The sequence below is a fragment of the Methylophilus sp. UBA6697 genome, from assembly GCF_002454655.1.
Taxonomy (GTDB): Bacteria; Pseudomonadota; Gammaproteobacteria; order Burkholderiales; family Methylophilaceae; genus Methylophilus.
This window is the reverse complement of the sequence record NZ_DKJH01000023.1, coordinates 1-19,236: the sequence shown is the minus strand read 5'-3', so window position 1 is coordinate 19,236 and position 19,236 is coordinate 1. Positions and strand designations below refer to the sequence as shown.

Annotated in this window: 23 protein-coding genes and 1 tRNA gene; 6 read left to right on the top strand and 18 right to left on the bottom strand. The window is 46.5% G+C overall.

Annotation, left to right across the window (positions count from 1 at the left end):
* Positions 1-948 precede the first annotated feature (948 nt).
* The 3 genes from B3355_RS06855 to B3355_RS06845 all read right to left on the bottom strand — a co-directional run bounded on the left by B3355_RS06855 (position 949) and on the right by B3355_RS06845 (position 2,574).
* The gene (locus B3355_RS06855) at positions 949-1,308 is read right to left on the bottom strand and encodes a hypothetical protein (protein ID WP_292781860.1); all 360 of its coding nucleotides are present in this window, start codon (positions 1,306-1,308) and stop codon (positions 949-951) included.
* 36 nt (positions 1,309-1,344) lie between these two features.
* Positions 1,345-1,635 (bottom strand): hypothetical protein, encoded by a 291-nt coding sequence (locus B3355_RS06850; protein WP_292781857.1) that lies wholly within the window; start codon positions 1,633-1,635, stop codon positions 1,345-1,347.
* Between the two features lie 243 nt (positions 1,636-1,878).
* Positions 1,879-2,574: a hypothetical protein gene (locus tag B3355_RS06845; protein ID WP_292781854.1), complete on the bottom strand. Its 696-nt coding sequence runs from the start codon at positions 2,572-2,574 to the stop codon at positions 1,879-1,881.
* Between the two features lie 449 nt (positions 2,575-3,023).
* Here B3355_RS06845 and B3355_RS06840 point away from each other — a divergent pair, with 449 nt between their 5' ends.
* On the top strand, positions 3,024-3,914 hold the full coding sequence (locus tag B3355_RS06840; RefSeq protein WP_292781852.1) for a putative phage abortive infection protein: 891 nt from the start codon (positions 3,024-3,026) through the stop codon (positions 3,912-3,914).
* Here the strand turns inward: B3355_RS06840 and B3355_RS06835 are convergent.
* The 5 genes from B3355_RS06835 to B3355_RS06815 all read right to left on the bottom strand — a co-directional run bounded on the left by B3355_RS06835 (position 3,907) and on the right by B3355_RS06815 (position 7,090).
* Positions 3,907-4,008 (bottom strand): DUF4113 domain-containing protein, encoded by a 102-nt coding sequence (locus tag B3355_RS06835; RefSeq protein WP_292782086.1) that lies wholly within the window; start codon positions 4,006-4,008, stop codon positions 3,907-3,909. The genes B3355_RS06840 and B3355_RS06835 overlap by 8 nt on opposite strands.
* 299 nt (positions 4,009-4,307) lie before the next feature.
* Positions 4,308-5,642, bottom strand: a complete 1,335-nt coding sequence (locus B3355_RS06830) for a KAP family P-loop NTPase fold protein (RefSeq protein WP_292781849.1) — start codon at positions 5,640-5,642, stop codon at positions 4,308-4,310.
* A gap of 264 nt (positions 5,643-5,906) precedes the next feature.
* Entirely contained in the window at positions 5,907-5,996 is a 90-nt protein-coding gene (locus B3355_RS13640) for a hypothetical protein (protein WP_292782084.1), read from the bottom strand.
* Between the two features lie 35 nt (positions 5,997-6,031).
* The gene (locus tag B3355_RS06820) at positions 6,032-6,253 is read right to left on the bottom strand and encodes a hypothetical protein (protein WP_292781846.1); all 222 of its coding nucleotides are present in this window, start codon (positions 6,251-6,253) and stop codon (positions 6,032-6,034) included.
* Positions 6,254-6,427: 174 nt separating this feature from the next.
* Positions 6,428-7,090, bottom strand: coding sequence for a hypothetical protein (locus tag B3355_RS06815; RefSeq protein ID WP_292781843.1), 663 nt, complete (start codon positions 7,088-7,090; stop codon positions 6,428-6,430).
* Positions 7,091-7,180: 90 nt separating this feature from the next.
* On the opposite strand from B3355_RS06815, the gene B3355_RS06810 reads away from it, so the two are divergent.
* Positions 7,181-7,651: a hypothetical protein gene (locus tag B3355_RS06810; RefSeq protein WP_292781840.1), complete on the top strand. Its 471-nt coding sequence runs from the start codon at positions 7,181-7,183 to the stop codon at positions 7,649-7,651.
* Between the two features lie 340 nt (positions 7,652-7,991).
* On the opposite strand, the gene B3355_RS06805 is transcribed toward B3355_RS06810, so the two are convergent.
* Positions 7,992-8,076 (bottom strand) — tRNA-Leu (locus B3355_RS06805).
* Between the two features lie 56 nt (positions 8,077-8,132).
* On the opposite strand from B3355_RS06805, the gene queA reads away from it, so the two are divergent.
* Positions 8,133-9,173 carry a tRNA preQ1(34) S-adenosylmethionine ribosyltransferase-isomerase QueA gene (gene queA / locus B3355_RS06800; protein ID WP_292781837.1) on the top strand — a complete coding sequence of 347 codons (1,041 nt, stop codon included), beginning with the start codon at positions 8,133-8,135 and terminating at the stop codon, positions 9,171-9,173.
* A 57-nt stretch (positions 9,174-9,230) separates the two neighbouring features.
* Complete coding sequence (locus B3355_RS06795; RefSeq protein WP_292781835.1) at positions 9,231-10,103, top strand: hypothetical protein; 873 nt, start codon at positions 9,231-9,233, stop codon at positions 10,101-10,103.
* Between the two features lie 63 nt (positions 10,104-10,166).
* On the opposite strand, the gene B3355_RS06790 is transcribed toward B3355_RS06795, so the two are convergent.
* Together B3355_RS06790 and B3355_RS06785 are read right to left on the bottom strand one after the other, a co-directional pair.
* Complete coding sequence (locus B3355_RS06790) at positions 10,167-10,808, bottom strand: lytic transglycosylase domain-containing protein (RefSeq protein ID WP_292782081.1); 642 nt, start codon at positions 10,806-10,808, stop codon at positions 10,167-10,169.
* Between the two features lie 64 nt (positions 10,809-10,872).
* Positions 10,873-12,582 (bottom strand): proline--tRNA ligase, encoded by a 1,710-nt coding sequence (locus B3355_RS06785; protein ID WP_292781832.1) that lies wholly within the window; start codon positions 12,580-12,582, stop codon positions 10,873-10,875.
* A 263-nt stretch (positions 12,583-12,845) separates the two neighbouring features.
* Here B3355_RS06785 and B3355_RS06780 point away from each other — a divergent pair, with 263 nt between their 5' ends.
* The gene (locus B3355_RS06780) at positions 12,846-13,679 is read left to right on the top strand and encodes a PEP-CTERM sorting domain-containing protein (protein WP_292781829.1); all 834 of its coding nucleotides are present in this window, start codon (positions 12,846-12,848) and stop codon (positions 13,677-13,679) included.
* Here the strand turns inward: B3355_RS06780 and B3355_RS06775 are convergent.
* From B3355_RS06775 to tsaB, 7 genes are all read right to left on the bottom strand, one after another.
* Positions 13,666-14,307 carry a hypothetical protein gene (locus tag B3355_RS06775; protein WP_292781826.1) on the bottom strand — a complete coding sequence of 214 codons (642 nt, stop codon included), beginning with the start codon at positions 14,305-14,307 and terminating at the stop codon, positions 13,666-13,668. The two genes, B3355_RS06780 and B3355_RS06775, sit on opposite strands and share 14 nt — an antisense overlap.
* Positions 14,276-14,785 (bottom strand): TPM domain-containing protein, encoded by a 510-nt coding sequence (locus B3355_RS06770; RefSeq protein WP_047516408.1) that lies wholly within the window; start codon positions 14,783-14,785, stop codon positions 14,276-14,278. The genes B3355_RS06775 and B3355_RS06770 overlap by 32 nt, the downstream gene beginning before the upstream one ends.
* A 17-nt stretch (positions 14,786-14,802) precedes the next feature.
* Positions 14,803-15,672, bottom strand: a complete 870-nt coding sequence (locus tag B3355_RS06765; RefSeq protein WP_292781821.1) for a TPM domain-containing protein — start codon at positions 15,670-15,672, stop codon at positions 14,803-14,805.
* A gap of 8 nt (positions 15,673-15,680) precedes the next feature.
* Positions 15,681-16,277 (bottom strand): LemA family protein, encoded by a 597-nt coding sequence (locus tag B3355_RS06760; RefSeq protein ID WP_024930687.1) that lies wholly within the window; start codon positions 16,275-16,277, stop codon positions 15,681-15,683.
* A gap of 77 nt (positions 16,278-16,354) precedes the next feature.
* Entirely contained in the window at positions 16,355-17,008 is a 654-nt protein-coding gene (locus tag B3355_RS06755) for a hypothetical protein (protein WP_292781816.1), read from the bottom strand.
* 13 nt (positions 17,009-17,021) lie between these two features.
* Complete coding sequence (gene rimI, locus B3355_RS06750) at positions 17,022-17,483, bottom strand: ribosomal protein S18-alanine N-acetyltransferase (RefSeq protein WP_024930685.1); 462 nt, start codon at positions 17,481-17,483, stop codon at positions 17,022-17,024.
* Positions 17,484-17,488: 5 nt separating this feature from the next.
* Positions 17,489-18,190, bottom strand: a complete 702-nt coding sequence (gene tsaB, locus B3355_RS06745; RefSeq protein ID WP_292782079.1) for a tRNA (adenosine(37)-N6)-threonylcarbamoyltransferase complex dimerization subunit type 1 TsaB — start codon at positions 18,188-18,190, stop codon at positions 17,489-17,491.
* A 168-nt stretch (positions 18,191-18,358) separates the two neighbouring features.
* Between tsaB and B3355_RS06740 the strand changes: the two genes are divergently transcribed.
* Positions 18,359-19,036 carry a PEP-CTERM sorting domain-containing protein gene (locus tag B3355_RS06740; protein ID WP_292781813.1) on the top strand — a complete coding sequence of 226 codons (678 nt, stop codon included), beginning with the start codon at positions 18,359-18,361 and terminating at the stop codon, positions 19,034-19,036.
* The last annotated feature ends 200 nt before the right edge of the window (positions 19,037-19,236 follow it).

The window sequence follows — 19,236 nt, the reverse complement described above, 5'->3', positions numbered from 1 at the left end:
GCCAAATTGGCAGTCACAGTTTGTGAAAGGTTAATAAACGCATTATCGTTGCCTGTAGTTTGAATAATTTGATTTGCTAAATCCCAAAGGCTGTTATTTAGGGTATTTTGGATTTGCATCTCAATGCCATGGGACGACTCACCTAAAGCTTCAGTAATTCGGATCTGAAGTGCGCTTTTCGCATCGTTCTCAAGATGAATAAGCTGCTGACCATAATTGGGTTCTACTATGTTGCGATTGACATCTCTTCGATGCACTTCATGGATAATGATTCTGTTGATAGTCAGATTGTGAAACATAAGCTACCCCCTGAAGTAGTCAGTCCAGCATTGAACCCTCATGCCGGAAATTCGATGTTTTTATTCAAATTTATTGTTAGTTTAGTAAAGCAATTTCTAGAGCTAAATTAGCTTACTTCAAGTTTGATTACAAGTGAATATCAGCAATGTATAGGTTTTAATAGCCTTCAATGATATAGAGTAGGCATTTGTGATATGAAATTTAATCGTCATCCTTGTTACTGCTCCACTCAACTGGAATCACTGCTTCACTCATATCGGATTTAGTGCTCAGTAGATACTGGAATTGATGCTCAGCTCATAATGGTGAACACAGTGTTAGAATATTGAGGCTNNTACCCCACTTTAGTAAAAGTAACTGTCTTTTCTGGGATAGAAATGCCATTTGTTATAACATGAAAAACCACCTCAGTGGGCAGTTGGCATGAGTGTTAGAATATTGAGGCTATTCAACACTATTGAAGGGATTTTATTGTGGGATTTCAAACAGCATGAGCCCAACGATTGTTACGGTGTACCAAGTCAAGATTTCAGCAATTAATATCAGCTTTCGAGATCTGGAGCCTGGTGAATTGTGGACGCGAAAAGGGGCACCAGCCAACAGGGCAATAAAAAACCCGCCGGAGCGGGTTTTCACTTGTTTGAAATATCAAGCACGCTTTCTTTCTTGCAATGGCGGCTCAATAGGCTTTACTCGCAGTTTCTTTGCTGGTCTTTGGATGCGTTGAGACTCAACAACGCCAGAAACGATATTTTTCATTTCAGCGTTTGCAAAGCGATTCAAGGCATCACGCATCAGTGGCTGGTAACCAACACCATGATACTTTGCCAACAACTTAAATGAATCAACCAACCGTTTTTCAAGACGAATTGAAATTGATTGAAGGCATAGGGCTTCATCAATTTCTGTTGAAAGATCAACACTTGAAACTCTTACAAACTCATCATCTGCACCCAGCGCATCCGTTTCCCATGCCTCAACGGTATTTGGGATCTTGTCAGCACTCATATTACTCTCCACTTTGATTTGATAAATTACTTACGATTATTTGAAACAGTGACGCTCATACAGTTCAATTGTTTTTTCATTTACTTCGTAAGCACTTTTAATATAAATATTCCCATTGTTGAAAACAAAAACAACTTTTAGTTTTCGATCACAGTTTGTCGGAGATACAAACCATTGTGTAGCGGGATCAGTTTTATGCTCTTCTCTTGTGTCTTCAAGAAAATTGCCGTATCTGTTCTCAAAACATTGTTCAATCTCACGACGACATACGTTGTGCTTGTTTTCCAGCTTTTCAGCTATGTCAGGTGAAATTACGATTGAGATCATAGCCTAACTGTATATACAAATCGCTTACAGGTCAATGTTTATAGGCATTAGACACTAAACATTTACAATTTAATTTGTATATACATTAAGTGAAGACTATTACAATTTAATGAATATAGTAATAGGAAGAACACTGTATTTTCTGTAGGACAAACGCTGGTAATTATTTAATTACCAGCGAAACCACCGAGCATTGTTACAGCGATTTTATAGTTTAGACAGAATACTCTACTAGCTTTTGAATCAATCAGCCCATTCAACTGGGGAAGCAATAGCTACATTATTTCTTCGCCTATCCCAAACGACAACCATTGAGACAAATACAATCATTGCACACCATGGATACAGCCATTTCATGATCCAAGGATATTCTTTGAAGCTCGGCAAAGCCATTCCGATAACAAGGAAAATGGCTCCAATGAGCATTACCCCTACCAGAGCATTAGCTTTATCAGCGGTTGAACTGAACAATAGCAAAACCCATAAAATGAACCAAGGAAGTAAAATATAAGCACTTTTCGTGAACCACTCGGGGAACGAATACTTACTGACTAAAGTTGTATCAGATATATTTTCTTGCTTTTCAATATCATTATTGTCCAACTTACCACTTACTACCTCATCAGAGTGCTCATCAACTAAACGTACACTAACCACTTGTTTATAGTCGATTTGAGAACTATAAGCAGCCATTAACTTTTTGTATGACTCATTTATGAGCTGCTCTTTTTCAGGGGCGTTTATTTTTTCCGATGTTACAACTAGTTGATCAAAAATCTTTACCTGCTCGTTAAGCCGCCCGAGTGCAAAGTGCTGAGTATAAGCCTCATAACCAAACAAAGAACTTGCCAAAAGAACCAAAATAACAAAAGTTAAAGTTAGTCGAGACCATGAGAAGTTAGTTACCAGCTTTTCAAAGAACTCGACGATACTATTCATTATCAACCCTTAGTTTTAGAGCTACATATTTGTATATATGAGGTGTTACTTTTTTACTATTATGAATTTAAGATTGACTGTAGTCGAGTAGGAGAACAATTCAAAAACAAAAAATTACTGCCTAAGCTAATGCTTGGAAGTTAACATTAAACAGCCTACCAATAACGCTTTTAATCGACTTAATTCCAGCTTCCGCATATCTTCACGGCACTTTCCGCTATCCGTAGCATTTCGCAACCGCTTCCACTCTGTACGTTTGTTCTTTAAAAAAGCTAGAGCACAAACGCGTTGGGAAATAAAAGCACAAACGTTTAGCTGAAAAAAGCACAAACATACTAAGCTCTTCTCAAACATTATCACTACTGAAAACCGCTAATTAAGGATTAGTAGACATAGCTCTCTAGTATCTGATCTAATCAAATGTCTGTGATATCTAACGATTAAAAACAATGAATGCGAACAATAAAAATAGTTTCCTCCTCAAATTTCAATCTGAGGTTTTCTTCTGGATAGCTGTGGGAGTTGCGGCATTTGTATTCGGTTTTTATTTTTACAACTTTCATGGTGACTTAATTACCACGACCAATGGTGAATGGGGAACCTTTGGGGATTTCGTTGGCGGCACATTAAATCCATTTTTTAGCTTTCTAAGCTTTATTGCATTATTAACCACCATTAATTTGCAACGCAAAGAACTCAAGGCCTCGCGCAAAGAGCTCAAAGCATCAACAAAACAATTAAAAAGGACTGCAAACGCTCAGGAAATGGCACAGGATGCACTTGCTAAACAACTTGAAACTCAGTCTAAACAGCAGTTTGAAAATACTTTCTTTTCATTGCTGGATCAACATAACAAACTTCTAGAGTTTCATCAAAATGACATAGCCCGAGCCCTACACAATATAGTTATTGCTCGTAGATATCCAACCCTTAGCTCCGCAAAGACTGACCTAACCACTTACAATGCGTCTATTGGACAATATTTTAGAGTTTTGTATCAACTATTAAAGTTGATTGCCAATAGCATTCCCAATAGCAATATTTACCCCGACTTTTCGGTAGACAGTATCAAGGAATCTGCTTTTGCACCCGATGAGAAAATGTACAGTAATATCGTCAGATCGTTTCTTAACTACGATGTTACGCAATTATTGGCAATAAATTGTTATTGCAGTAGTGACCAGGACACGTATTTTAAATTTAAGCTATTAATCGAGCGTTACGCATTCTTAGAGCACATGCCATTTGGTGTTACTGGCTATGCAAAATATGCAGAAACCTTAACAGAAACAAAAAATCATTATGATCCAAAGGCATTTGGTAATAGTCAGTTTATTTAACGACCAATAACTCTTTCCAGTCGCCAGTATAGTTTTGACACTTAAAGCTTCGCCGTATCTGCCAAGGTTTAACTTCACCCTCAGTGGAATGTATAGCATTCTGTATAAAAAAGTTCAGCTATACGCTCTAAGATGGTATCCGACTCAAGATCCGTGCTCCAAGCAATAAGACAAGGGACTTAAAATCTCTCGGCTGAACAGTTGTGTCGGTTCGACTCCGGCTCGCGCCTCCTGAAATACTCATCAGCGCTTAGTTTTAAACTCTAGTGTCCGACTAGGTTCGAATCCCTCTCTCTCCGCCAGCCTAATTAGCACTTGGCAAGGCGGTTTAATATCTCAAAAAATCAGCAACTAAAGTTCGAGTCTTTTTATGAGCAACGAACTTCAATCTAATCATTTCCATTGGTCAATATGTTGAATTTTTGAATAAATTTCAGGAAATCTATTTCTACTCATCCTGCCCCAACCGTTGCTATATTCATTTAGATCAGATCGAGAAATGGCACTTTTCAAACCTATTTCTTTTAGCAAAGTATCATAATCTGTGTTCTCTGAAACATCTAACCCATCCCCAGTAAAGATTAATGCAAACCACCAATCAATATGTATATCTTCTACAGTTCTCAAAAAGGCTAATGCCTCCTCTGGTTTAAGTTTTTTATTGCCCAATTTATAGAAGATATTCGGAGCTCCGATTTTAAAAATTGCCATTGCTAAAGAGCCCACCCCAATAGCCCAGTATAGATTTCCAGAGTTAGCTTTGATACCAGTTTCAAGCAGGTGCCCTAGAGTACGAAAGACCTCTTGAATTTGACGAGGTGTCAATTGTAATTTTTTAATTAAATCGGTAATTTCTTCTACTCGAGTTTGATCTAGCTTCATATAACAAAATCTTGAACCTTCTATCACTAAATATCGGTTCACATATTGATCGACAATCTTTTGATAGGCGGAAGCTGAAATCGGCGGTAAAGTAACCTCGCGATGCACAAATTTCCTGTAGTACTCATTGAAATCCAAATCTTGTCCAAATGCTGTTTTTGCTGAACTTTCAAGCTGTTTTCTATCGGCAGCCAAAATAAACACTGCTCCACTGATGTCAAAAATGTGCTTAATTGTTTCCAGATAAGTGATCGCATAATCTGGCCTGCATCTATCCAGCTCATCTACTAAAAATAAAACTCTAGGTGTTGATGACTCTATAAGATCTTGTATTGCCTTTTTCAAAGACGTCATTGCTGCTTTGCGCTTCTCAAAAACAGAAAATGCATCTGATATTGAAACTACCTCCTGCCGTTGCTGTTTTTTCTTTTCAGCCAACTCTCCAGCTTCAACTGGCTTAATACCTGTAAATTTTTCAGCGACCTGAGAGCCAATTGCTGTGACAAACCAACCCAAATCCTTTGCGGCCTCGACAACCTTATCAGCATCTTTTCCTGCCTCAGAAAATGTATGTGCTAATGCAGAAACAATTGAATAGAGTGGATCACCTAAGTAATCACTTTCCCAGGCATTTAATGAGACAACAATTCGCTTTTTATCATCGGCTGCAATCAATGCAGAACGCCACATATTTAAGAATGTTGTTTTGCCTGTTCCGTATTTTGAGCTCAATGCCAGTACTAAACCACCCTCTACAAAGCGATGCTCAGTATCTATAAACTTTTCAAGCCGTTTTGAGAAAGCTTCCAGCTCTAATAGATCATCTGCGAATGTTGTTACGGACATTGTTTATCTCCTGTTTTTTTTATTTTTATTAGGTTAATTGTCTTTAGGAAAAATAGTAGGTGAAACTCTTGAAAAGACACAAGCACTTCAGGAATCCCTAAGTAAAGGCATTGGGTTGTTTTTAAGCTTTATCCCCGGATCTGGCTTTTCTTAGCCCTTTGAGTAGTTTTACTTGTGGCCTTGGTTCGGCTGCCTTATCTTCTTTGGTAATTAATACACCATACCTTTTGGCAACGATGGCATTGAAAACATCATGCGTAATGATTACGCCAAGAGAGTCATATACAGCATCGCGACATCAAAGTGACTTTTAAACCAGTCAGCTTGAGCCCGTGGAGTTTTCTTGCTGGTAATGGCGACCAGTTCCTCGAGACTCTCATAACGTATTTTTAAGAATTATTTCTAGCCTCATTTTCATATTGCTTTTGCAGTCTTTGATAGAGCTCTTGATCAATCTCTTCCCCTCTTGGATCATTATTGCTATGGAAGTATGCAAGAGCTTCTTCTCTACTGTAACGAGTATCAAAGAATTGACGTGGGAAGTTAACTACATCTTTCTCCCAGCGATTGTTCAGAAATCTATTATTAGCACAGGTAATAGTTACTTCCATGTACACATTCCAACCAGCTCGCTTACCTCTATGCATAGCTTCAGTCATAAAGGGCTCGATAGGGAAACGATAGACGGTGCGATTGCTTACGTCGTGTCTGTACTTATACATTTTAATAACCTTTGTTAAATAAAAGCAGTGAAAATCAACTGAATGAAAATGCTTCCAATATGGCTACTTAGATTTCGTTTTTAGTTTTGACTTTTTCTGAACTGGTTTGAAAGCATCAGCAGGCATGGAAGGTGCGTCCTTAACTCCTAAAGCAATGTCATACTCTTCATCAGTAAAGTGATATTCAATTGAATAAACTAGCTTCTTGTCATCAGATAGGTTCACATGCAAATCTCGTGCACTCCATTCTGCAAAAGGTTGGAAATCAGACTCGCCGTAATCATATTTATTGGGCTCACCAAATTTGGCTTTAAGTCGCTCTAGAGGAATTGCCACATCTGGAACCCATCTGAGCCAATCAATCGAATATCTTTCGTCGTCGGGCAGGGAAAGATATTTTTCGTTAAATTCAATTCCAGCGTTGTAAGCTGAATTGTCTTGATCTGGGTTTTCAGCAATTAGGGCTTTGTATCTTTCAATTCGTTGTGTAATTACAGCATCCGATGATTTTGAGGTTGCGACGTATATAGTGCCTGGTAAGCCATCTCCCGTAATTTTGATGAACTTATCCTTTTCCTTTACCCATGCAGCTTTAACTATTTCAAATTTAGCATTTGGATACTTTGCTTTCATTTGTGCGACAGTTGTAAATGGCGCAAAGTCTTTATAAATTTCTGCTTGCGTCTGGAAACAAGCCAAAAGAAACAATAAAAAAATAATTCGCATAGCCTCTCCCAAGTCTATGATTGGTTATTAGTAGATTGTAATTAAATAATAGCACTACATTTCGATAGATTCTTTGCATAGGAATTTGATATGGGTGTATCCAGGCAGGAGCTTTACGATCAAGCTTGGTCAGAGCCTATCACTAAAGTGGCCAAGCGCCACGACGTATCTGATAGTTATCTAGTCCGGGTTTTAAAACGCTTAAATATTCCCAGACCGCCAACAGGCTATTGGGCAAAATTAGCATCGGGAAAAGCTACTCCGCCTCGCCCAGCGAGGCCAGATGCTTTGCTGGGAGATGAACTCGAATGGTGTCGAGAATATGAACCTGCGACTCACCTCCCTTTTGAGCTGCCAAAAAATACCTCAGGCGAGCCAGTATCCAAATCATCAAAAGAGAAAAATACAAATACCCAACATCCATTGCTAACCGAGTCATTGGGATACTTTCAAGGTGTTCCTGAATCCGAGATGGGATATTTAAAGCCAATAAAAAAAGAATTTGCCGGACTTTATAGTTACCAAAGCAACCTTAGATCGCACATTCAAACTGGCCAATGATTTTTTCAACCGATTGCATAGCAAAGGACACCGTGTATTACTTGCTCCCCCTTCACTACATTTACCCAGGTCAGGTATAACTTTGGATGAGGCAGGAAAAGAATACCTTCAGCATCCTACAGCCCGCGCTCATCATAGAGCTTATATGGCTTCTCGGCAGGTTTTGCATTCCGTAAAGCAGTATCTGTGAGTGCCATTTCGGGGTAACTCCTGCTGGGGTAATTTTTGTTACCCCTAAATATTCATGGATGCTAATGCACTACTTTGGACTACTATGGACACAAAAAATCCCGTAAGTCGTTGATTTACGGGATTAATTGGACTGCTCTGTACCATTACATGGTGCCGGGAGCCGGAATCGAACCGGCACGCCTTGCGGCGCTGGATTTTGAGTCCAGTGCGTCTACCAGTTCCGCCATCCCGGCATGGGATATAATGTTGGACATCTCAAAGACAGCTATTATAACCATAATTTTGATTTATGAAAACTCTAGATTTCGATTTTTATCTTCCCGCACACTTAATTGCGCAACATCCTCTACCCAACCGTTCAGAAAGTCGCCTGCTAGAAGTCAATGCCATACAACAGACTATCCAGGACAGTTATTTCCGCCAGATTGCCGACCACTTTGAGGCGGGCGATGTGCTCGTTCTCAATGACACAAAAGTCATCAAAGCCAGACTGTTTGGGCAAAAAGCCACTGGCGGCCAGATTGAGGTGATGATAGACCGTGTGTTGTCTGAGCAAGAGGCTTATGCGCAAATCAAGTCCTCACGCTCGCCCAAAGCGGGCAGTTTGTTGCATTTGTCGGGTGACTATCAGGCTGAGGTGTTAGGCAGACATGCTGATATGTTTCATATCCGCCTGCTGGGCAATGAGTCCTGGTATGACTTTCTGGAACAATATGGCCAGTTGCCGTTGCCGCCTTACATTGAGCACAAGGCGGATGCCGCAGATGATACGCGTTACCAAACCGTGTTTGCCAAGCATGCGGGGGCGGTGGCTGCACCGACGGCTGGCCTGCATTTTGATGAGGCCTTATTACAGGCGCTCATCAACAAAGGCGTGCATGTGCGCTACGTGACGCTGCATGTGGGTGCGGGCACGTTTCAGCCAGTAAAAGTGGACAATATTGCCGAGCATCATATGCACAGCGAGGTTTACCATTTGCCTGAGGAAACGATTAGCACGATTCTCAACGCGCGCGCAAGTGGCAAACGTGTCACAGCGGTAGGCACGACCTCGTTGCGCACACTGGAGAGTGCGGCGCATGTGGGCAAGTTGTTTGCGCATCATGGTGACACCAATATTTTTATTACGCCTGGGTTTGAGTTCAAGCTGGTGGATAGATTAATCACTAACTTTCACCTGCCGAAAAGCACTTTGATGATGCTGGTATCCGCATTTGGTGGCTATGATTTGATGCGCAAGGCTTATGCACATGCGATTGATCAGTCTTACCGTTTTTTCAGTTATGGCGATGCCATGCTGATTACGCGCGTACAGTCAGCAAAATCTTAAACTTGCACGTTAGAATAACAGTCTATTCATCACCCATAAAAACAGGATCACGGCGTTATGCAACCCATCACCACCACCTTGAGCAGCCTGGCACTATTTTGCCTAACAGTCACCGCCCATGCTGAGATTTTGCCCGAGGCAGAAGTCGGCGTAAAAATCCCACTGACTAAAAAGCCGACTACGCGCCCGATGGCCGTGGCTTATTTACCCAGCAATCAACACTACTACATTGCCGATGGTGGATTGGCGCCGATGGGCAGCGAGTTTGAAGCGCCGATTTCAAAATCCGAGGTGCATGCTTTTACGGCAGACGGCAGCTATGTCAACTCGGCCAAACCTGGCTACGACAATCGTTCGCTCTATTACAACCCGAACTCGGGCAAGCTGGAAACCATTACCTATAATATTTCCAGCGCAGTAGGCTTTTCACCCAATACCGGCATTTACAGTCTGGATGTAGGTGATAAAGGCGAGCTGTTAGGCACTTCGGGCGACGTCGCCCAGTTCAACCCGGCCTTTGGCGATGCAGGCACCATGCCCAGCTACGACCCCGTGAGCAAACACTATTATGCCAAACAGGATAGAGGCAACCTGGTATTTGTCGTCGATGCCAAACAACGCGAAAAACTGCAGGAAATCAAACTCGACTTTGCCAAAGCACAAGTGGCGCACGACGATGTCAGCGACCACTATATTGCCTTTACAGGCGTCGCTGGCAATGAGTTGGCGTTACTGGATGTCGACCACAAAGCCGTATTGATTTTTGACTTGAATGGTCAGTTTGTCGGCAAAAGTGCGCTGCCTGCCAGCATGAAGTTACGTTCACAAAATCACTTTAATGGCCTGGGGTATACCAACGGCATGATGTTTGTCTACCACGAGCCAGAAGGTGAGTTTGGCACCTACTATGGCTTTAAAGTGGTTAAATAAGTTTGAACGACCATAATAAAAAACCGCGCCTAGGCGCGGTTTTTTATTATCTGTTTGATTCGGTTATTGACTCGCAACATTCAGCTTGGGCGTGTCTGAAGCAGGCGCATAATGCCAGTGATTACGCCAGGCACCCACTACCAGGTTCGGGTAATCAGGTTTGCCCAGACTACCGTTATAACGACCCAGCGCACGATAATAATCGCCGCGTTCAATATCCAGGTAATGGCGCAAAATAGTACAGCCGTAACGCAGGTTTAAACGCATATCAAACAGATTGTGCTCGTTGACACCAATCGACTTCACCCAGAATGGCATCACCTGCATATACCCGCGGGCACCTACGCTGGATACCGCATACTTTTTAAACCCACTTTCAACGTGAATCAGGCCCAACACCATTTGCGGATCCAGCCCTGCACGTGTGGCTTCGTAGTGTACAGACTTAAGGAAATCTTCACGGTATTGCGCATCAGGCATACGCTTGGCCAGGCGGGCAGACATATCCTGCAACCATTGTTGTGCCGACAGCTCGTTATCAAATAACAATCTTGGCGCAGCGAGGTCGCTGACAGACTTCTGCATCAGCGCCTTGACGCTATTGGCAAGCGGCTCCTCTTTCTGGTTGCCAGCAAAAGACGGCGCTGACCATGCACACAGGCCGGCCAGCAACAAGGCAAACAAAAAGAAGAATGCTTTTTTCATTGCGTCTATTGTAATCAAATTCATCCCGCCACAGGCGCCAAACAGAGGGATGAAATCCCTCTAATTACTGACCAAGTTTGTCACGCAAAAAGGCCACACATTCAGTCACTTGCAAGTTTTGTGCCTCAGCGTCAGTACGGCCTTTATATTCGACTTTACCTTCAGCCAAACCACGGTCACCAATCACCACGCGATGCGGAATGCCCATGAGGTCGCTTTCGGCGAACATGACGCCCGGGCGCTCACCACGGTCATCCAGCAGCACATCCACACCCGCTTGTTGCAACTGGGCGTAGAGGTCATATGCGGCCTGTTTTACTGCGTCGCTCTTGTCGAGGCCAATCGGGCAAATGACCACGGCAAACGGCGCCATACTCAGCGGGAAAATAATGCCTTTTTCGTCGTTGCCCTGCTCAATCGCTGCACCGACGATACGTGACACGCCGATACCATAACAGCCCATCTCCATCACTTGCGTCTGACCATTCTCGTCCAGGTAAGTCGCCTGCATGGCCTCGGAATATTTGGTACGCAATTGGAAAATATGGCCAACTTCGATGCCACGACACAAATCCAAAGTACCTTTGCCATCCGGGCTGGCATCGCCAGTTACCACGTTGCGGATATCCGCCACGATAACTGGCTCTGGCAAATCGCGGCCAAAATTCACACCCGCCAGGTGGAACTTAGGTTTATTGGCGCCACAAACGAAATCACTCATGAGTGACACGGTTCTATCGGCCACTACGCGCACATTGGCATTAACGCCAACCGGGCCAATAAAGCCAGGTGGGCAGCTCAAATTGGCACGGATTTCTTCTTCAGTCGCCAGGCGGAAGTCCTTGACGCCGTCTACCTTGCCAAACTTCACTTCGTTAAGCTGGTGGTCGCCACGCAACAAGGCCAGGGTAAATACGTCATCTACCATCAGCGCAACAGATTTAACGGTTTTGCTCACTGGCACATCCAGCAATTTGGCGACGTCTTCGCAGCTCGTTTGCTTGGGCGTATCGACCTCGCGCATGCTTTCGCTGGCGGCCGCACGACTACCGGTAGCAACCGCCTCGGCCAACTCGACGTTGGCGGCGTAGTCAGACTGCTCGCAATACGCCAGTGCATCTTCGCCGCTATCTGCCAGCACGTGAAACTCTTGTGAACCATCACCGCCAATGGCGCCAGAGTCGGCCTTCACTGCACGGAACTTCAAGCCCAGGCGTGTAAATACATTGCTGTAAGCCGTGTGCATGCTGTTGTAGGTATTCACCAGACAGTCTGCACTGGTATGGAAGGAGTAGGCATCTTTCATTAAAAACTCGCGCGCGCGCATCACACCAAAACGTGGGCGGATCTCGTCACGGAACTTGGTCTGGATCTGGTAGAAATTCAAAGGCAACTGCTTGTAGCTGCTGATTTCCTTACGCGCGATATCAGTAATCACTTCCTCATGCGTCGGGCCAAAACAGAAATCACGCTCATGACGATCCTGGATTTTCAGCATTTGTGGGCCAAACACCGCCCAGCGGCCGGTTTCCTCCCACAACTCTTTTGGCTGCACGGCAGGCATCAACAGCTCCAGCGCGCCAGCCTTGTTCATCTCATCACGCACGATGTTTTCTACCTTGCGCAATACACGCAAACCCAGCGGCATCCAGCTATACAAACCGCTGCCCAGCTTTTTGATCAGCCCGGCACGCACCATGAGTTTGTGGCTGATCAGCTCGGCGTCTGAAGGGGCTTCTTTTTGGGTAGCAATGAAAAATTGTGAGGCGCGCATAAGAGTAAATTAAATTGAAATCTAAAGGCAGGATTTTAGCCTTAAACCATGGCTGAGTCAGTAACAAACCGTAAGCTACACCCGATATTCACAAGCAATCAAGCGCAGCTTAACCGCGCCCAGACTCAATAATTTACATTTATGCAAAACTAATATACATTCATGACTGATCACTTGCAGGCTTGTACGCAATCCCTGTTGTGATCTGCAACATGTCTCAGAAGTCCTTGGATGTATTATTCAAACAATAGAAAGGCTTTGTTATGTTGTCACGTCCTCATCGCATGCATGCAATACTCGCTACCGCCACTTTCCTGGTTTCCTTATCCCTGAGTCCACACGCCAATGCAGCGCTGGTCGGCTATACATCTGATGGTGCCGACTTGTTTTATAGCAGCATTAGCGATGTTACATGGACAAAAGATGCCAATTTGCTTTCCACCATGATCACCAGTAGTGGTTATAGCACAGTAGTGGATGCCATCATCGCCGCTAATACCGGGGTCAGTTTCGGCAGCACACCCTATACCCTTTCAAACACAGACTTCAGCAATGTCGGCGAAACCTCATGGTGGGGTGCGCAGGCTTTTGTACATTACCTGAATACCATCAGTTATGCCGGCAGTGATGAATGGCGACTGCCGACGGTGACCGATATCGGTAATGATGGCTGCAACTGGAGCGAGGGCGGCACCGACTGCGGCTACAGATCTGCTACCAACGGCACTGCCGCTGGTGATGAATTTGCAGAACTTTATTACAAAGAGCTCGGGCTCGAGCCCTACGGCGGCCCTCGCAGCTCAAACTATGGCATAAGCGCCCCATTCAGCCAGGTGCAATCGTTTTACTGGACGGGTACTGAAGTAGTCAACGCCGTGGATGGCGCGTTTGAGTTTTTCGCTACTTATGGCTATCAGGAGGTGTATACCAAAGAACCCACCTTCTGGTTTGCCTGGGCGGTGACACCAGGCTCCATCATCCCGGTGGATGTGCCTAGCACGGTGCCTGAACCTTATAGTGCAGCTTTGTTACTGGCAGGCATCAGCTTGTTGCTGGCGCGGCCACGTCAACTCGGATTCACGCTTACTCGCCGTTAACTGGCTCAGCTTTATCATTACGCTCAAGGATGGGGCTGTCTTGAGGGATGTAGCCGGCTTTCCAGGTGGCCATTGGTACAATAGTCGCCGGATAGCCGTTATCGTAAAACCAGCTGTCTACGGCGTATTCCGCCTGACTGCTGTCCTCTTTAATCACAGCAGCGCTATGCGGCCAGCCGGTCAAAAAGAACTTGCGTGTACGGGTATCTAAAATCTGGTGAAATTGCATCAGGCCAGCCTGCTGCATCAGGCGCATATAGGTAGTGCTGTTGATCGCTTCGTCGTTGCAGTCCTGCTGATGCAGGTAGCCGCTGTTATTGAAAGTACCGGCACGATCAGCGGCAGTGCCTGTCTTGGTGCCGACAATATCCTCCAGCACACCAATGGCTTGCGCGATGGCTGCGCGCTCAACTTCGGCTGTTTGCGGGGATGGGGTAAATAGCCTGGTGACGTTGTCCCATTCAGCTGGCGTCAGGCTAAGTACATCAGAATGCGTGCATCCCCCGCCCTGGCAGATTTCAAACGATCCTAGCGAGGGAGTGCTATGGTAAATACGGTTGATATCGTTAAGGTCTGCGTAGGCAGGCAGAGTAAAACTAAAGAATAAGCACGCGATTAGGTAACTCATTACGCGGAACAGCTTCTGGCGGAAAATGTGTTGCCAGCTGCTCGCCAATCGCTTGTATGCCATACACCACACCTGCTTCAAACTGCCCACTTCTGAACATCCCTTCCATGTGCTGGCAAATGTGCTGCCACCCAGCCTCTCCTACATGCCGGTGTATGCCGCGGTCGGCCACAATTTCAACATCATGGTCAGCCAGCAGCAGGTAAATCAACACGCCATTGTTATGCTCGGTATCCCAAATATTGAAATGGCCGAATAAATTGATCGCACGTTGCCTTGGCGCCAATCTGCGCAGGATAGCATAGGTGGGTAAACCAGATTCAATCACCACGCGGATTTCACCGGCGTGATGGTGCTCGCTTTGTGCAATGGCTAATTCAATCTGCTTGAGCGAATGCTGCGGAAACAAGGCTTTGACATGCCGAGGATGACTCCAGGCATGTTTGAACCAGCGTTTGAACGGGTGTACAGGTTTCATACGACTCTCAAGGTTGATTACCAGTCACCGGAGGCACCACCGCCCCCAAAGCCACCGCCGCCGCCACTGAAAATGTCCGGGCCACGGCTACCACCTGAGTAACCGCCAAAGCCGCCAGGATACGCGCCATAGGATCCGCCACCACGCCCGCCCATGGCCAGCGTGAACACGAATGCTGCCAAACCAATCAGCCCCATAATCAAGGCTGTCGCGCCTAACCAGCCCGCCAAGCCACCCAGCAAACCGCCGGTCACCAGGCTACCTGGAAAATCACCCAGCATGCCCTTGAAGATGGCGCCGCCGATAATCGCGGCAAACATCAGGATAGGCAGCATGCTCATCCAGTCATCCGCATGTGCCTGGCGCGTTTGTTTGGTGGGCGCAGGTAACTGCTCGCCTTGAATCAGCTTGATCAAGGTATCCGTCGCCAGATTCAAGCCCTGGTAAAACTGGCCTTGCTTGAACGCAGGTGCAATTTGCTCGCTGATGATGCGCTTGGCAATCGCATCTGGAATCGCACCTTCGAGGCCATAACCGACCTCAATACGCATTTTCCTATCGTTTTTGGCGACGATAATAATCACGCCGTCATCCTGCTTTTCGCGGCCCACTTTCCAGGCATCGGCCAGGCGGATACCAAACTGCGAAATTTCCTCTGGCTGCGTGCTAGGCAATAACAGCACCGCCACTTGGGAGCCAGACAGCTGTGAGAACTGGCTAAGCTTCTGATTCAGGGCTGCTTGCTCCTCAGCGGACAAGGTCTGCGTCAAATCCGTCACTGCGCTTTGCAGTGGCGGAATATCGACCAGGCCATCGGCTGCCTGGCTGCTTGCGATGCCAAACAGCACGCAGCAGACAAGCAGGAATGATTTCCAGCAAGCAGTCATGTTAGCGATTACTTACCATCGCCAAAGTCAACTTTAGGCGCTGTTGAAATCGCTTTTTCATTTTCAACCGTAAATGATGGCTTAGGCTGATAACCAAACATCATGGCGGTCAAATTATTAGGGAAACTACGTACGGACACGTTGTATTGCTTCACAGACTCAATATAACGGTTACGTGCGACCGTCACACGATTTTCAGTGCCTTCAAGCTGGGCCTGCAAATCGCGGAAGCTGGCATCCGCTTTCAGGTTAGGATAGTTTTCAGACACCACCATCAGACGCGACAAGGCACTGGTCAGCTGGCCTTGTGCCGCCTGGAATTTGGCAAACGCATCCGGGTCATTCAGTAACTCCGGCGTGACCTGCATGCTACCCACTTTGGCACGTGCCTCGGTCACTTCAGTCAGCACTTTTTCTTCATGGCTGGCGTAGCCTTTCACTGTAGACACCAGGTTAGGCACCAAATCTGCGCGGCGCTGATACTGGTTCAATACCTCAGACCAGTTGGCCTTGGTTTCTTCATCCAGACTTTGAAACTGGTTATAGCCACAGCCAGACAGGCTCAGGGTAGCTACCAGCAATAGCATATTTAATAATCGACGCATGTCAGACTCCAGTCAAAAAACATAAATTCATCATAAAACCACATCTACTTTATAGATGCGGGCTAAAAGACATTTCTTCAAGCAGCCACGGCTGCATGCCTGGCCAGCAACAAACACATATCCTGCCAGACTTCACGCTTTAACAAGGGATTTTCCAGCATGGCCTGTGGGTGATGAGTAACCACCACCAGCATGTCGCCATATGTCAATATCTGACCACGAATAGCCGCCATTTCCACATAATTTGTCGCTAAAAACTGATTTGCCTGCTCAAGGCCAAACAATACACAAAAGCGGGTATTCACTTGTGTCAGCTGCAATGGCTGTTGGTACAGCGAGACCTCCTCAAGCGGCAGTTGCAAGGCACGCAAAATATTTTGCAACAACTGCTGACTCGGCGCATCACTGGCGTGCGGGCAATAAAGCAGCCACGGCGTTTGCACCAACGGTTCGGCAACCACTTCCGGCAAGCTGGGCTCTTTCACCTCAGGCGATGCATCCAGTGGCGCTTGAAGCCTCTCCGCAAGAGATACTTCAGTATTCAGCACTTCTGGCACAGTTTCGACAACAGGCGCAGAGACTGGCGCGGCGGTGGCTTCTATAGCAGCTTCCAGCGTGACAACGGGTTCTGCAATAGTCACTGGCGACAAGTTTGCAGGCGCAGGCAAACGTGCTCGCCAGACTGGCAGCAACTCCAATTCCCGCAACATGTCTTCACGGCTTAAACTCACCAGGCACTCCTGTTCATAATGCCAACCCCATTAATACAGCATCTTCACGGCCAGTCTTGGTGGGATAGTAATTACGGCGCACGCCCATCTCACAAAATCCCATAGATTCATACAAGGCAATCGCCTTGGTATTGCTGACGCGAACCTCAAGAAACATATTAGCCGCTTGATGACGCTGCGAAACATCGACCATATGCGCCAACAAAGTACGTCCAAGGCCCTGGCCCTGAAATGGCTTGGCAATGCTGAGATTGAGCAAATGTGCTTCGTCCAGCACCATCATCACCAAAGCATAGCCAACAATATCCTCGGCAATCTCCATCACCCAGGCACTATACCCGGCATTGAGTGAATCGTTGAAGTTTCCCAATGTCCATGGATGACTATAAATCGTCGGCTCAATCCGGCTAATCGCAGCCAGGTCGTCATAAGACATCGGGCGGAACGTGACGTGCTGTTGGGGCAAGGCGCTCATATCAGTTACAGCGTTTGCCCTTGCGCACGCTCAGCGGCCGTCAAGGCGACACGGTTACGTATATACAATGGTGCGGCTTCATGCGCAGCCTGGGTATGGCCCGCTGCAAACAATGGCTGTGCCAACGTCAGCATCGCGCTAGCTTTAGGCATCAATTCCGGACGCACACTCACCAGTTGGCCGCTATATTTTTCTGACAACACTTGCTCAAACACACGCCAGCCAGACCCTGCGCCCAGCCAGTCCGCGCCTTCCACAGCAGGCACATCTTGCGGCTTGCATACCACAGGCGGCAAAACCTCTTGCCAGCCATCGGCTTGTCGCACAAATGCCGCATGATAAACCTCACCCATGCGCGCATCCAGGCATACCAGCACCTTTTCAGCCTGCGCCTCTTGCCAGGCAGTTTCTGCCACCGCCAGCACTGAGCTGATGCCGACCACTGGCAGGTGGGCACCAAATGCCAGTCCCTGCGTCACACCTACAGCCACACGCACACCGGTAAAAGCACCAGGGCCAGTGCCATACACAATGCCGTTCAATGCGCTCAGCTGGATATTTGCCTGCGTCAACAAACGCTGAATTTCCGGCAGGATACGTTGCGATGCCGCAGGACCGGTGACTTCATCAAATGTGTGTAAGCCGGCCCCCGTTTGCAAGGCCAGTGACAGTGTTTCGGTGGAGGATTCGAGTGAGAGTAAATTCATCATAGCGGCAACCAAGGCGTTATTTTGCCACAAGCAAGGCCGCTCAGGCAGCGATTACTGCAGATAGTACTCCCTTGAGCTAACGTTAAACCGCATGTTAAAATAAATAATAATCAATCTCATTATCAAGTTGATTACTAATTATAATTTTCACGAAGAGGACAACACATGTATCGTCATTTATTTACCAGCCTGGCGTTGATCGCCACCATGAGTTTTGCCGGGCAGGCAGCCGCGTTAACCACCCCATACACCGAAACCTTCACAGACGGTCTTTCCGGCTGGACGACCGGCAGCAACCCTAACCAGATTGTTGCCAACGGTGGCGCGGATGGTGGTGCCTATCTCAGCACAACCGCCAGCCCGACGGCCAGCGCATTTGGCTCGGTAGCCGTGTTATTCCGCTGCGAGAGCGCAGCTTGTAGCGATGGCGCCTTCCAAGGTGACTGGCGTGACGACCTGGTATTTAGCTGGTACTTCCGCCACGATGCCGATATCGCCCTGCAAGCCTATGCCCGTATTGCCGCCCCGTCCAACAACCCTGGCGCCAGCGCGATTGTTTCCACCTGGGTAGAGCCTAACACCTGGACGCGCATCGACCTGGTCATTGACCCATCCAACCCGGCATTCACCAGCTTCTCAGGCCAATCATTTGATGCGGTATTTGATGAGGTAGGCCGCGTTCAGCTTGGCATCAGCCTGCCAGCAGGCTTCAGTGGCAGCAACCTGCGTTTTGACCTGGACAGCGTGAGCATTTCTACGGTACCAGAACCGGAAACCTACGCGCTGATGGGCGCTGGTTTATTGTTGATGGGGGCTGCTAGCCGTCGCCAGCGCAAACAATAACTAGTGTGATCTGAAAAGGCGTTGCCTCCAGCGAATATGCTGAGGGGTGACGCTTTTTTTGTTGTTTGATATGTAATTAATATGATTCTTTGAGTGTGCTGCTGGAATTGTGTAAGTTTTTTCGCCTCTAGGCGAGTCACTTTCTGGTGCTTGTCCCCCAGAAAGTAACCAAAGAGGAAGACACCCAGCCATCACGGCCT

Excerpts from the sequence above, each read along its gene's own strand:
- B3355_RS06855 (WP_292781860.1), bottom strand. The coding sequence starts at position 1,308 with ATGAGTGCTGACAAGATCCCAAATACCGTTGAGGCATGGGAAACGGAT.
- B3355_RS06850 (WP_292781857.1), bottom strand. The coding sequence starts at position 1,635 with ATGATCTCAATCGTAATTTCACCTGACATAGCTGAAAAGCTGGAAAAC.
- B3355_RS06845 (WP_292781854.1), bottom strand. The coding sequence starts at position 2,574 with ATGAATAGTATCGTCGAGTTCTTTGAAAAGCTGGTAACTAACTTCTCA.
- B3355_RS06840 (WP_292781852.1), top strand. The coding sequence starts at position 3,024 with ATGAATGCGAACAATAAAAATAGTTTCCTCCTCAAATTTCAATCTGAG.
- B3355_RS06830 (WP_292781849.1), bottom strand. The coding sequence starts at position 5,642 with ATGTCCGTAACAACATTCGCAGATGATCTATTAGAGCTGGAAGCTTTC.
- B3355_RS06820 (WP_292781846.1), bottom strand. The coding sequence starts at position 6,253 with ATGGAAGTAACTATTACCTGTGCTAATAATAGATTTCTGAACAATCGC.
- B3355_RS06815 (WP_292781843.1), bottom strand. The coding sequence starts at position 7,090 with ATGCGAATTATTTTTTTATTGTTTCTTTTGGCTTGTTTCCAGACGCAA.
- B3355_RS06810 (WP_292781840.1), top strand. The coding sequence starts at position 7,181 with ATGGGTGTATCCAGGCAGGAGCTTTACGATCAAGCTTGGTCAGAGCCT.
- queA (WP_292781837.1), top strand. The coding sequence starts at position 8,133 with ATGAAAACTCTAGATTTCGATTTTTATCTTCCCGCACACTTAATTGCG.
- B3355_RS06795 (WP_292781835.1), top strand. The coding sequence starts at position 9,231 with ATGCAACCCATCACCACCACCTTGAGCAGCCTGGCACTATTTTGCCTA.
- B3355_RS06790 (WP_292782081.1), bottom strand. The coding sequence starts at position 10,808 with ATGAAAAAAGCATTCTTCTTTTTGTTTGCCTTGTTGCTGGCCGGCCTG.
- B3355_RS06785 (WP_292781832.1), bottom strand. The coding sequence starts at position 12,582 with ATGCGCGCCTCACAATTTTTCATTGCTACCCAAAAAGAAGCCCCTTCA.
- B3355_RS06780 (WP_292781829.1), top strand. The coding sequence starts at position 12,846 with ATGTTGTCACGTCCTCATCGCATGCATGCAATACTCGCTACCGCCACT.
- B3355_RS06775 (WP_292781826.1), bottom strand. The coding sequence starts at position 14,307 with ATGAGTTACCTAATCGCGTGCTTATTCTTTAGTTTTACTCTGCCTGCC.
- B3355_RS06770 (WP_047516408.1), bottom strand. The coding sequence starts at position 14,785 with ATGAAACCTGTACACCCGTTCAAACGCTGGTTCAAACATGCCTGGAGT.
- B3355_RS06765 (WP_292781821.1), bottom strand. The coding sequence starts at position 15,672 with ATGACTGCTTGCTGGAAATCATTCCTGCTTGTCTGCTGCGTGCTGTTT.
- B3355_RS06760 (WP_024930687.1), bottom strand. The coding sequence starts at position 16,277 with ATGCGTCGATTATTAAATATGCTATTGCTGGTAGCTACCCTGAGCCTG.
- rimI (WP_024930685.1), bottom strand. The coding sequence starts at position 17,483 with ATGAGCGCCTTGCCCCAACAGCACGTCACGTTCCGCCCGATGTCTTAT.
- tsaB (WP_292782079.1), bottom strand. The coding sequence starts at position 18,190 with ATGAATTTACTCTCACTCGAATCCTCCACCGAAACACTGTCACTGGCC.
- B3355_RS06740 (WP_292781813.1), top strand. The coding sequence starts at position 18,359 with ATGTATCGTCATTTATTTACCAGCCTGGCGTTGATCGCCACCATGAGT.